General features: G+C 70.5%; 11 protein-coding genes and 2 pseudogenes. 11 read left to right on the forward strand and 2 right to left on the reverse strand.

Features of this window, described 5'->3' with window-relative positions; genetic code table 11:
• Positions 1-22 precede the first annotated feature (22 nt).
• Entirely contained in the window at positions 23-379 is a 357-nt protein-coding gene (locus AC0OLQ_RS25935; RefSeq protein WP_484528453.1) for a VOC family protein, read from the reverse strand.
• A 155-nt stretch (positions 380-534) separates the two neighbouring features.
• On the opposite strand from AC0OLQ_RS25935, the gene AC0OLQ_RS25940 reads away from it, so the two are divergent.
• From AC0OLQ_RS25940 to AC0OLQ_RS25955, 4 genes are all read left to right on the forward strand, one after another.
• Positions 535-3,390: an aconitate hydratase gene (locus tag AC0OLQ_RS25940; protein WP_484528454.1), complete on the forward strand. Its 2,856-nt coding sequence runs from the start codon at positions 535-537 to the stop codon at positions 3,388-3,390.
• Positions 3,391-3,767: 377 nt separating this feature from the next.
• Positions 3,768-4,298 carry a hypothetical protein gene (locus AC0OLQ_RS25945; RefSeq protein ID WP_484528455.1) on the forward strand — a complete coding sequence of 177 codons (531 nt, stop codon included), beginning with the start codon at positions 3,768-3,770 and terminating at the stop codon, positions 4,296-4,298.
• A gap of 75 nt (positions 4,299-4,373) precedes the next feature.
• Positions 4,374-5,000: a CGNR zinc finger domain-containing protein gene (locus AC0OLQ_RS25950; RefSeq protein ID WP_484528456.1), complete on the forward strand. Its 627-nt coding sequence runs from the start codon at positions 4,374-4,376 to the stop codon at positions 4,998-5,000.
• Position 5,001: 1 nt separating this feature from the next.
• Positions 5,002-5,610 carry a GNAT family N-acetyltransferase gene (locus AC0OLQ_RS25955; RefSeq protein ID WP_484528457.1) on the forward strand — a complete coding sequence of 203 codons (609 nt, stop codon included), beginning with the start codon at positions 5,002-5,004 and terminating at the stop codon, positions 5,608-5,610.
• A gap of 25 nt (positions 5,611-5,635) precedes the next feature.
• On the opposite strand, the pseudogene AC0OLQ_RS25960 reads toward AC0OLQ_RS25955, so the two are convergent.
• Positions 5,636-6,517, reverse strand: a pseudogene (locus AC0OLQ_RS25960) (fructosamine kinase family protein).
• Between the two features lie 285 nt (positions 6,518-6,802).
• Here AC0OLQ_RS25960 and AC0OLQ_RS25965 point away from each other — a divergent pair.
• The 7 genes and pseudogenes from AC0OLQ_RS25965 to AC0OLQ_RS25995 all read left to right on the forward strand — a co-directional run bounded on the left by AC0OLQ_RS25965 (position 6,803) and on the right by AC0OLQ_RS25995 (position 12,253).
• Positions 6,803-7,902: pseudogene (locus tag AC0OLQ_RS25965) on the forward strand (serine hydrolase domain-containing protein).
• Between the two features lie 166 nt (positions 7,903-8,068).
• The gene (locus AC0OLQ_RS25970) at positions 8,069-9,046 is read left to right on the forward strand and encodes a HEAT repeat domain-containing protein (RefSeq protein ID WP_484528458.1); all 978 of its coding nucleotides are present in this window, start codon (positions 8,069-8,071) and stop codon (positions 9,044-9,046) included.
• A 91-nt stretch (positions 9,047-9,137) separates the two neighbouring features.
• Positions 9,138-9,665: a tetratricopeptide repeat protein gene (locus AC0OLQ_RS25975; protein ID WP_484528459.1), complete on the forward strand. Its 528-nt coding sequence runs from the start codon at positions 9,138-9,140 to the stop codon at positions 9,663-9,665.
• A 123-nt stretch (positions 9,666-9,788) separates the two neighbouring features.
• Positions 9,789-10,301, forward strand: coding sequence for a putative immunity protein (locus AC0OLQ_RS25980; protein ID WP_357343765.1), 513 nt, complete (start codon positions 9,789-9,791; stop codon positions 10,299-10,301).
• Positions 10,302-10,331: 30 nt separating this feature from the next.
• Complete coding sequence (locus tag AC0OLQ_RS25985) at positions 10,332-11,075, forward strand: leucine-rich repeat domain-containing protein (RefSeq protein ID WP_484528460.1); 744 nt, start codon at positions 10,332-10,334, stop codon at positions 11,073-11,075.
• A gap of 30 nt (positions 11,076-11,105) precedes the next feature.
• Positions 11,106-11,267, forward strand: coding sequence for an Imm1 family immunity protein (locus AC0OLQ_RS25990; RefSeq protein WP_484528461.1), 162 nt, complete (start codon positions 11,106-11,108; stop codon positions 11,265-11,267).
• A gap of 194 nt (positions 11,268-11,461) precedes the next feature.
• Positions 11,462-12,253 carry an aminoglycoside phosphotransferase family protein gene (locus tag AC0OLQ_RS25995; RefSeq protein WP_484528462.1) on the forward strand — a complete coding sequence of 264 codons (792 nt, stop codon included), beginning with the start codon at positions 11,462-11,464 and terminating at the stop codon, positions 12,251-12,253.
• The last annotated feature ends 4 nt before the right edge of the window (positions 12,254-12,257 follow it).

Genomic DNA, 12,257 nt, shown 5'->3' on the forward strand with positions numbered 1-12,257 from the left:
CCCGAACCCTACCCGCGGAAGCTCAGTCGACGGGTGCGAGGAACTCCAGGCGGTTGCCGTGCGGGTCGTACGTGTGGAACCGCCTCATGCCGGGAATCTCGTCGTCGTCCCAGGTCACGGGGTGGCCGGCGGCGTCGAGCCGGGCGGCCAGCTCGTCCAGGTCGGGGCGGAGCAGCGCGGGGTGCGCCTTGCGGGCGGCCCGGAAGTCGTCCTCGACGCCGAGGTGCAGCTCCACGCCGTACCCGGTGAACCAGCAACCACCGCGGGCGGCGAGGGCCGGCGGTTTGGGCTTCTCGACCAGGCCGAGCAGGCCGCCGTAGAACGCCCGCGATGTGTCCTCGGAGCCACGTGGGCAGGCGAGCAGGACGTGATGGATCATGGCGGTACCTCCTCGTCCCGAACCCTGGCACGAGGTTGCGCGAATAGCAAGACGGACGTACGGTTTTGTTGAGACCGACGCGGGTAAGTGTTGCCTAACCACGGCAGCACCCCGGCCGGTGCGACAAACTGCTCAGGACTACTCAGGTCGCTGGTGTGAAGGAGTACGACGTGGCGAGCCTCGACACCTTCGGTGCGAAGACCCAGCTACGCGTCGGTGACGCGAGCTACGAGATTTTCAGGATCGACAAGGTGGAGGGCCACGACCGACTGCCCTACAGCCTGAAGATCCTGCTGGAGAACCTGCTGCGGACCGAGGACGGCGCGAACATCACCGCCGACCACATCCAGCAGCTCGGCGGCTGGGACCCCACCGCCGACCCGAGCGTGGAGATCCAGTTCACCCCGGCCCGGGTGCTGATGCAGGACTTCACCGGCGTGCCCTGCGTCGTCGACCTGGCCACCATGCGTGAGGCCGTCCGCGACCTCGGCGGCGACGCCACCAAGGTGAACCCGCTCGCCCCCGCCGAGCTGGTCATCGACCACTCGGTCATCGCCGACCTGTTCGGCCGCGAGGACGCCTTCCAGCGCAACGTCGAGCTGGAGTACGAGCGCAACAAGGAGCGCTACCAGTTCCTGCGCTGGGGCCAGACCGCGTTCAACGAGTTCAAGGTCGTCCCGCCGGGCACCGGCATCGTGCACCAGGTCAACATCGAGTACCTGGCCCGCACGGTCATGGAGCGCAACGGCCAGGCGTACCCGGACACCGTGGTCGGCACCGACTCCCACACCACGATGGTCAACGGCCTGGGCGTGCTCGGCTGGGGCGTGGGCGGCATCGAGGCCGAGGCCGCGATGCTCGGCCAGCCGGTCAGCATGCTGATCCCGCGGGTCGTCGGCTTCAAGCTCTCCGGCGAGATGCCGGCCGGCACCACCGCCACCGACCTGGTGCTCACCATCACCGAGATGCTGCGCAAGCACGGCGTGGTCGGCAAGTTCGTCGAGTTCTATGGCCCCGGCGTGAGCGCGGTGCCGCTGGCCAACCGGGCCACCATCGGCAACATGTCCCCGGAGTACGGCTCCACCGTCGCGATCTTCCCGATCGACGCCGAGACCGTCCGCTACCTGGAGCTGACCGGCCGCGACCCGCAGCAGGTCGCGCTGGTCGAGGCGTACGCCAAGGAGCAGGGCCTCTGGCACGACCCGGACCGCGAGCCGGAGTACTCGGAGCGGCTGGAGCTGGACCTCGGCACCATCGAGCCGTCGCTGGCCGGCCCGCGGCGCCCGCAGGACCGGGTGCCGCTGGGCAGCGCCAAGACGCTGTTCCGCTCGGCGCTGACCGACTACGTCGCCGAGGGCCAGGCGGCCGGCGAGCGCGACCTCAAGCCGAGCGTGGAGCGCGAGAAGCTCCCGACCGGCGCCGCCGGCCCGGCCGACGAGGCCAGCGCCGAGTCCTTCCCGGCCAGCGACCCGCCGGCCAACGAGTTCAGCGACCCGGCCGACGAGCCGCGCGACCTGGAGACCGCCGCGGCGGGCGCCGGCGGCCGCGCCACCAACCCGGTCCGGGTGACCGGGGCCGACGGCGTCGAGTACGAGCTGGACCACGGCGCCGTGGTCATCGCCGCGATCACCTCCTGCACCAACACCTCGAACCCGCAGGTCATGATCGGCGCCGCGCTGCTGGCCCGGAACGCGGTGGACAAGGGACTGGCCCGCAAGCCGTGGGTGAAGACCACCCTGGCCCCGGGCTCCAAGGTCGTCATGGACTACTACGACCGCGCCGGCCTCACGCCCTACCTGGACAAGCTCGGCTTCAACCTGGTCGGCTACGGCTGCACCACCTGCATCGGAAACTCCGGCCCGCTGCCCGAGGAGGTCTCCGCCGCGGTCAACGAGGGCGACCTGGCCGTCGTCTCGGTGCTCTCCGGCAACCGCAACTTCGAGGGCCGGATCAACCCGGACGTCAAGATGAACTACCTGGCGTCCCCGCCGCTGGTGGTCGCGTACGCGCTCGCCGGCACCATGGACATCGACCTGGCCAACGAGCCGCTCGGTGAGGACGCCCAGGGCAACCCGGTGTTCCTGCGGGACATCTGGCCGAACAGCGCCGAGATCCAGGACGTCATCGCCTCGGCGATCGGCGCCACCGGCTTCAGCGCCGCGTACGCCGACGTGTTCGCCGGTGACGAGCGCTGGCAGTCGCTGCCGACCCCGACGGGCGACACCTTCGCCTGGGACGGCGAGTCGACCTACGTGCGCAAGCCCCCGTACTTCGAGGGCATGGAGCGCGACCCGAAGCCGGTGCAGGACATCGCCGGCGCCCGGGTGCTGGCCAAGCTGGGCGACTCGGTGACCACCGACCACATCTCCCCGGCCGGCTCGATCAAGGCGGACTCCCCCGCCGGCAAGTACCTCGCCGAGCACGGCGTGGCGCGGCACGAGTTCAACTCGTACGGCTCCCGCCGGGGCAACCACGAGGTGATGATCCGGGGCACCTTCGCCAACATCCGGCTGCGCAACCAGCTGGTCCCGGGCGTCGAGGGCGGCTTCACGGTCAACCACCTGACCGGCGAGCAGACCTCGATCTACGACGCCTCGATGGCGTACCAGGAGGCGGGCGTTCCGCTGGTCATCCTGGCCGGCAAGGAGTACGGCTCCGGCTCGTCCCGCGACTGGGCGGCCAAGGGCACCATGCTGCTCGGGGTGCGGGCGGTCATCGCCGAGTCGTACGAGCGGATCCACCGCTCGAACCTGATCGGCATGGGCGTCCTGCCGCTGCAGTTCCCGGTCGACACCACCGCCGAGTCGCTGGGCCTGACCGGCACGGAGACCTTCTCGATCAGCGGCGTCACCGCGATCAACGAGGGCGACACCCCGCGCACCGTCAAGGTCACCACGGACACCGGCGTGGAGTTCGACGCCGTGGTCCGCATCGACACCCCCGGTGAGGCCGACTACTACCGGCACGGCGGCATCCTGCAGTACGTGCTGCGTCGCATGATCGCCGGCTGACGCCGTACCCGAACGAAGGGCCCCTTCCCGCGAGCGCGGGGAGGGGTCCTTCGGCGTTTCCGGCCCCGCGGGCGGGTGCGGATCGGGAATCTCACGGATCACGCGAACGCGCCGTCGGCGTCTCACGTGCGTGGGGTGGGCCGGCATCGAAGGAGTCGCGCAGTCGGGGTATGGGTGAGAGCAGGAGGATGAGCACGGGGAGTGCAAGGCCGACGGCGCCGATGAAGAGTCCTGTTCGGACGGTGGTGGCTTCGGAGAGCACGCCGGCGGCGGCAGAGCCTATTGGCAGGGCGCTGTAGCTGGCCAGCCGCATGACGGCGTTGACGCGGGCAAGCAGGCGTGGCGGGGTGACCGACTGACGCAGCGTGACGGACCCGATGACGGATATCGACGCCGGCTCCGGCGAGGAAGTGCGACATGGCGATCAGCGGGCCGGCGAGCTGGGGTGCCGTTCCGGCAAGTGGTACGAGGAGTGGGGCGGCGCAGCCGACCGCCGTTCCGGCGGTGAAGGCCGGCCCGAAACCGACGGCACGCACCGCATGGGGTGCCAGCGCCGCGCCGAGGACGGCGCCGACGCTGCCGAGGCTCCCACCGGCAGGGCCAGGACAACGAAGCGGATCGTTTCCAACACGCGCAGCAGCGCAACGTCGGAGGCGTCGGCGCCCAGCTGGGTAACGGCGAAGAGCGGGATGGTGAAAGCCGTGATCTGGGCGCCGACGACGGAGATGGTCTGCCCGGACCAGAACCGGCGGAAGTCGCGATCCCGCAACAGGGTGGACGGCGTACCACGCCTGCTGGTGGCTGCGGTTTTACCCGGGTCGCGACCAACCGGCGCCGACGCTGATGGGGGCGCCTGGTCGGCGGCCGAGGTCGGTGCTGATCGATTCTCCACGAGCACCCTACTGTAACTAGCGTAAGTCAGACGCAGGTTACGCGCGTCGACGTGTAACCTGTCATCGGAATTAGCCGGTGTCAAGCGGAGGGTGATCGAGTTGACCGCAGGTCAGACGCGCGCGGCACCTGCGCGGGCGCCGGAGCCGCTGGCTCGGGTGCAGGATTTCCTCAACTCGGTGCACGTCGAGCGAGGCACCGACGAACTGGCCGACCCTGCCGCGGCAACGCGGTTCCTCGCCGGCGAAATGGGTCCGGACACCCGTCGGCGGCTCGATGACGGCTGGGTGATCTCCAAAAGCGACGTTGACCGGCTCCTGGGAGTACGCGCGGCGCTGCGCGCACTGATCCGCGTCGGAACCGGCGAAGCCGAGCGTGCCGAAGCCGCCCGCACGCTGTCAGAGACTGCGCAGTCCGTCCCCGTCGCGCTACGCGTGGACCCGGATGGACGGCTCCAGGTCGTGCCCGCCGGCACGGACTGCGACTGGTTCATCGGCCAGCTGATGACATCGATCCAGCAGGCCCAGGGAGCCGGAACGTGGGAACGGCTGAAGATCTGCCGGGCGGATGACTGCGCCTGGGTCTTCTACGACACGTCACGCAACCACTCCGCCACCTGGTGTGCCATGGGTGTCTGCGGCAACCGGCAGAAGGTGACCCGCCACCGGGAACGCCGCCGGCAGTCCCGAAGCGACGAGCCCCTGACGGGCCAGGACTGACATGGCGCCTCGACCGCGCCAGCCCGCTACCGGGAACGATGTCATCGTCCGCCCACTCGACGCGGACCGGTGGCCCGACCTGGAGCGGCTCTTCGGACCGCGTGGCGCCCAGGCGGGCTGCTGGTGCATGTGGTGGCGGCTGTCCGCCCGGGATTTCACCGCGTCCACGCCCGATGCCCGCCGCCGGCTCATGGCGCAACGCGCCAGCGAGCACCCGGCCGCGGGACTACTCGCCTACGACAACGACGAGCCGGTCGGCTGGGTCGCTGCCGCCCCCCGCACCGAGTTCACCCGACTCGACCGTTCCCCCATCGTGGTCCGCGATCAGAGCAGGCCCGGCGACTGGGCGATCACCTGCTTCTACGTACGCCTGGACAGACGCGGTCAAGGCCTGGCGAGCGTCCTGCTCGACGCCGTCATCGCAGCCGCCGAGGCGGCCGGGGCGCGGCACGTGGAGGCGTATCCCATCGCGGCGACGAACAATCACCCCGCCGCCGACCTGTTCCCCGGCACCCTCAACCTGTTCCTACGAGCCGGCTTCACCGAAGTCGGCCGGCGACGGGGACGCCCCACCGTCCGACGCTCACTCACCGACGGAAAGCAACGCTGACCGCAGACGGCGATCGGGCCGCTGCTCAGGTTCGCGTCCGGAACGGGGCAAGGGTGGCGCGGACCTGTTCGCCCGCGCCCCAGTCGTCGTCGAACTGGGCCAGCACGGCGAGGTGTTGCCGCAGCTGAACGATCGGCATCCGGGCCCGCCAGTCGTCATCGAGAACGGTCAGCTCCGCATAGACCTCGAAGAACCGTTGCGCCTCGGGCGGGGGCGAGGTGGACCACACATGGGCGAGGTCGACCTCGGCCCACATGTAGGACACGGCCGGGTCGATCAGCGCGGGCTGCCCGTCCGGGGTGGCCAGGACGTTCTGTGCCTACAGGTCGCCGTGCGTAAGGCATGCCGGCCGGTCGGGCAGCAGCTCGGGCAGCCGGTGACACAGCCGCTCCAGCGCCGCCCGGTCTCCGCGGTCGAGTGCCGCCTCGACGCGGGGCTGCCCGAGCCACCGCAGCAGCCGGTGCTGTGCGAAGAAGGCAAAGCCGTCGTCATTCCAGGTGTTGACCTGCCGGCGGCGGCCCAGCCAGTTGTCGCGGTGCCACCCGAAGCGGGGATGGGTCGTGCTCAGGTGCAGGCGGGCGAGCGCGTGCGCGAACTGCTCCCAGAAGGTCTCGCTGCGCGGCCTGGGCCGCAGCACCGACAACACCATCAGTTCCCGGTCCGCCAGGATCACCTCGGGTGTCGCCACGCCGCCGAGCTCGCGGAGGGCGGCCAGCCCTTCGGCCTCCGCGAGGAAGACGTCGTCGGCCGGCGGGTCGGCGAAGGCCTTGACGAACACCGACGGCGCGTCCTGGCGGGTGGCGATGCCCGCGAGCGCCGCGACCCCACCCGTCGCCGGCTCCACCGTGACGGCATCGCGCATCCCGGCGCGGTGCAGACACTCCAGCAGGAACGCCGTTGACCGCATCACGACGGGCTCCTCCTGTCCGGGGCGCTTGTTCGCAAGATCTTATGTGAACACCAGCCTCCGCAGGATCGACCTCCGGGCCGAGCGCACCCTCGTGCCGATGAGCGGTACTGCTCGGACGGAGCCTCTTCCTCGGGGACGTGTGGTGGTCGCGCAACGTGTAACTTGCGAACGGCCGAGACGAGGAGGAGACAGGTGGCTGCTGGTGGCTTCTCGTCGAAACGTCTGGCTCGGTTGCGAGAGCTGCTCGAGCGTCACGTCGACTCCGGCTTCGTCCCGGGTGTGGTGGCCGTCCTCGCCCGCCACGGCGACGTGCGGGTCGAAGCAGCGGGGCATCTCGCGTTCGAGGGCGCGGGGTCGGAGACGCCGATGGCAGGGGACACGATCTGTCGTATGGGCTCGATGACGAAGCCGATCGTCGCCGCGTGCGCGATGACGCTCGTCGAGGACCTCACCCTCCGCATGGATGACCCGGTCGACGACCTGCTTCCGGAGCTGGCGGACATGACCGTGCTCGCCGATCCCGACGGGCCACTGGACAACATTGTTGCGGCGAGACGCCCGATCACGCTGCGGGACCTGCTGACCTTCACCCTCGGCACCGGCATGGTCCTTGCCGAGCCGGGCACGTTCCCGATCTCCGACGCGCTGAACGCACTCGGCCAGTCGGCGCCGGACGAGTGGATGCACCGGCTGGGCGCGCTTCCGCTCGTCCCCAGCCGGGTGAGCGCTGGATGTACGACACCGCCGCCGACGTGACGGGTGTGCTCATCGCCCGGGCCACTGGCATGTCCTTCGGGGATGCTCTGCGCGAGCGGATCTGCGATCCGCTCGGGATGAAGGACACCGGCTTCAGCGTGGGCGCTGAGAGCCTCGGCCGGCTGGCGACGGCGTACGAGCGCGACAATGCCGCCACCGGTGAGCCGGTCGTCGAAGACGCCCCCGACGGGCGGTGGAGCCGCCGGCCGGCGTTCGAATCAGGTGGCGGCGGGCTCGTGTCGACCGCCCACGACTATCTCGCCTTCGCCTCGGCTCTGCTCGCGGGCGGTATCCACCAGGGCGAGCGGGTGCTCTCGCGGCCCTCGGTGCTGCTGATGACCAGCGACCACCTGACCCCGGCGCAGAAGGCGGTCTCCGGATTCTGGCCGGGGTACTTCGACGCCATGGGCTGGGGTTTCGGGATGTCGGTCCGCACCCGCCGCACGCACCTGGGCCCCTCAATCGGGAGCTACGGTTGGCCCGGCTTCTACGGCACCGCCTGGTACAACGATCCCGCCGGGGACATGGCGACGATCCTGATCATGCAGCGGGCGCACGCGGGCGACCAGAGGCTGCCGAGGTCACAGGACTTCTGGACCGCTGTCTACCAGGCGATCGACGATTGACCGCGCGCGCCGGAGACCGCCAGGTCAGGCGGCGGTGTCCGCACGCGCCGCCCGGAGACCGGTCCAGTGACCGGTGACGACGGGGATACGCTGCCCCCGCCATGCGGGCGTTGGACCGTCGGGAGACAGATCCGGTCTACGCCTCACCTTTGGGTAGGAGGTCCCGGTGACACTGACCGACCTGTTCCGGTACGCCGACGGCACGCTGGATGATGATCCGTGGCCGCTCGTGCGGGAGCTGGCTGCGAGCGGTGATCGCGCGGCGGCACCGTCCGTGCAGGCCGCGCTGGAACGCTACGCCCGCGAGCGCAACTGGTACGGCCGGGACCTGATGGCGCACGTCCTGGCCGGGCTGTCCGGGGCCGAGGTGTTCCCGTTGTTCCTGCGGGTCTTCGCTGACGCGCTGCGCGGCGAGGACGACGATGACGGGGAACGACTGGGCATGGCGTTGAGCGCTGCCATGCGAGCCGATCGGGTCGGCTGCAGGGCCGTCATCCTCCCGATGCTCGCCGCCGATGATCCCGACTTGCGCAGAGCCGCGCTGTGGGCGCTCCGCGATGTGTTCGAGTCGCCCGACATGGGGACGCTGCGCGAGGCGCTGGGCGACACCGATCCGGCGATCCGGCGGACCGCCCTCAACTCACTGCCGAGGGTGGACGAGAACCCGCAGGCATATGAGCTCGTCGTCACGGCCCTGCAGGATCCGGACGCCTGGATCCGGCACGACGCCGTGCTCCTGCTGGCCTGGTCCGCCCCGCCGGCGGTCGTCGATCATCTGGTTCCGCTGACCTCCGATCCCGTCTGGTACGTCCGTTCGGCGCTGGGCGAGGCGATCGGCCGCCGGGCCGCGAACTCCGATCGCGTCCCGGCCGCAGCCGCCGCCCTGCGGAAGCTGCTCGCCGACTCCGAGGCGTCGGTGCGGGCCGGGGCGGCCCGCGGCCTCGGCCTGCTGGGCGTGTCGCTCGACGCGCTGCAGTCCAGGACGGACGACCCGGACTGGTGGGTCCGCGCTGCGGTCGCGAATGTCCTCGCCGCCAATCTGCGACGCTGGCCGCCCGCACGTCCGCTGCTGGCCCAACTGACCGACGACACAAATCCGACCGTGCGGGAGACCGCGACGGCGGCACTGCGCGCCTCCGAATGACACCGGCCAGAACTGGTGACATTCGCGGCGGCCGACCCGGCGCGCGCTCGTTGGGCCTGCGATAGGGTGAGTTGATCTTCAACTGGTACGCATGGGGGCTACCGCAGTGACGACCGACGTGACGCCCGAACTGGCCGAGGCGATCCAGCGCGGCTACGACCAGCGCGACCGGGCGAACATGGCGCCGACGATCGCCTACTTCCAGGCGCTGCTCGCCGAACACCCTGACCACCCCGTCCTCGTGTACGAGGTGGGTGGCGCCTACGACACCGCGGGCCAGGAGGAGACCGCCCGCGGCTACTACGAGCGGGCGCTCGCCCTCGGCCTCGACGGCGACGTCCTGCGCCGGTGCCTGTGCCAGTACGCCAGCACCCTGCGGTGGCTCGGCGAGCTGGACGAGTCGCTGGCGGTGCTCGACCGGGCCCGCAGGGAGTTCCCCGACTCCGACTCCGTACGCGTCTTCCGCGCCCTGACCCTCAACGACGCCCAGCGGCCGGACGAGGCGGTGGCCGAGTTGCTCACCGTCGTCACCGAGCACGCGGAGGTCACCGACCTCGGGCGGTGGGCGGTCGGGCTGCGCGGCCTCGCCCAGTGGCTCGCCGACGGCCGCCCCGAGTAGGAAGCAGCTACCCTGCACACGGCCGGCGACCCCGGGTCGGAGCGCACGACGCCCGACGGCCTGCTCCAGCTCGAACGACGAGACAGTTGAAGATGTCCGTCCCTTGGAGAAGGAGGGCACAGCATGATCCTCCCGAAGGTTCGGGACCCTCGCTTCATCACGCTTCGTCGCGGTGGAACCCTCACTGATTCGAATCATCACCTCCTCGCTCTCTGGGCGGCGTCGTGCGCCGAGCACGTCCTTCACCTGTTCGAGTCGGTTCAGCCTGAGGACCCACGACCACGTGAAGCGATCGAGCACGCCCGCGCCTGGGTGCGTGGTGAGGTCACGATGATGCAGGCGCGCGCCGCGGGCGGCCATGCCATGGGCGCGGCCAGAGACCTGCGTGGGGCAGCACGGCATGCCGCGTACGCCGCCGGCCAGGCAGGGGTTGTCGCCCACGTCGCCGCGCACGAACTCGGTGCGGCCGCCTATGCGATCAAGGCCGCACGTGCAGCCGCGCCGAAAGGCGAGAGCGAGGCCGCAGGGCGACTTGAGTGCCGATGGCAGCGTGACCAGCTCCCGGAGGCGATTCGCGAGCTCGTGCTCGACGACCAGCGGTTGCGGAACGACATCTGCTGGTCGGTGTTCGACTGACTGTCGATGACGCCAGGATGTAGGAGCGAGATGGACTGGCTCGAGGATCAGATCGAGGCGGCACGGCGCAGTGGTGCCTCGTCGCTGGATCTGTCTGGGCGCTCGTTGGGAAGCCTGCCGGAGTCATTGGGCAGCCTGACCGCCCTCACCAGGCTGATCCTGGCCGGCAATCAGCTGTCATCGCTACCGGAATGGCTGGGTGACCTGACCGCTCTCACCGAGCTGGGCCTGGGCAACAACCGGCTCACCGCTCTGCCGGAGTCGCTGGGCAACCTGACCGCCCTGACCTGGCTGGGCCTTTCCGGCAACCGGCTGTCGGTGCTGCCTGAGTCGCTGGGCAACCTGGCGGCGCTCACCTGGCTGGACCTGACCGACAACGAGCTGGCGGTGCTGCCGGAATGGCTCGGCAACCTGACGGCGTTGACCCGGTTGGATCTGACCGACAACCGGCTCACCGTGCTGCCCGAGTCACTGGGCACCCTGGCCGCACTCGCTCGGCTCGATCTGACCGGCAACCGGCTGACCGTGGTGCCGGAATGGCTGCGCGACCCCATGGCTCGCGAGCAACCCGTGAAGGCAGCTGCGCAAGCGTGGATCGACGGCACCCGCACGACCGTGACCGGCGCCGCCGACCTCGACGCCGTCCTCGACCGGATGCCGTCCAGCGGCCTGTCGCTGATCAGCGAGGACGGCGTCCGGTCCTTGCACGTCACCCTTGCTGGGGGCCGATCCGGGCTGGTGTGGGAGGCCGAGGACGAGATGATGCTCAGCTGAGGACCGGTACCGCCCGGTGCCCCACCCGGCATGACAGCCGGCGACGCCGAAGACGCGTTCTCCGACCCGTGGTTCACCGTCGAAGGCGCCGAACCCTTCGAAATCACCGAAGGACAGGCCCGCCGGGCAGCCCACGAATTCCTCCGCACCGGCCGTCGACCCACCAACGTCCAATGGGTCGACCAGCCATAGGTCAGGCCGGGTGTGGCAAGCCGACATCCACACCGACCTAATCGGTTGGCACCACACCGCCTGACCGCATTAGCGTGCCAGCCGTGCCCATCCATGACGACGAGGTCCGAGCCACCGTCGGGCAGGTCCGCCGCCTGCTGGCGGCCCAGTGCCCGCAGTGGGCCGCCCTTCCCGTGACACCCCTGGCGGACGAGTTGGAGGGCACCGACCACGTGCTCTTCCGGATCGGCAACGAACTCGTCGCCCGAATGCCCAAGATCGCTGGGGCGGTCGACCAGGCCGATTCCGATGCGCGATGGCTGCCCTTGCTGGCCTCCCACCTGCCGGTGCGGATTCCCGTTCCGCTTCACCTGGGCGAGCCGGGCGCGGGATACCCGTGGCGGTGGACCGTGGTGCCGTGGGTCGTGGGGAGCACGCCTCCCAGGCTCGGCTGCGACGACGTACCCCTGGCCCACGATGTGGCGGCCTTCGTTCGCGCCCTCCACCGGGTGGATTCGGCTGGGGGTCCACTCAAGCCACCGGGCTCTCGCGGGTCCGCCCTGCGCCACGCCGATGCAGCCGTCCGCCGTGTGCTGCCCCGGCTCGCAGAGCATGACGACGGCTTCGACGTGACCGCGGCCGAGGCGGCCTGGGACGCCTGCCTGGCCGCCCCGGAGTGGGACCGGGACCCCGTATGGATCCACGGTGATCTGCAGCCGGGCAACCTGGTCACCGACGGCGGCCGACTGGCCGCGGTCATCGACTTCGGCGCACTCGGTGTCGGCGATCCGGCGCCGGACGTGGCTCCGGCGCTGTGGACCTTCACCGGCGCGGCCCGGGAAGCCTACCGAGAGGCGATCGCGTACGACGGCGCCACGTGGCGCCGCGCCTGCGGCTGGGCCCTCGCGCCGTCGCTGACCGGCATCGACTACTACCGGCACACCTTCTCGCGCATGGCCGAGCACGGCCGCCGAATGGTCCGCGCAGTGATCGCCGAACTGACGTGAGTGC

This window comes from Micromonospora sp. Utrum1 (assembly GCF_057197805.1).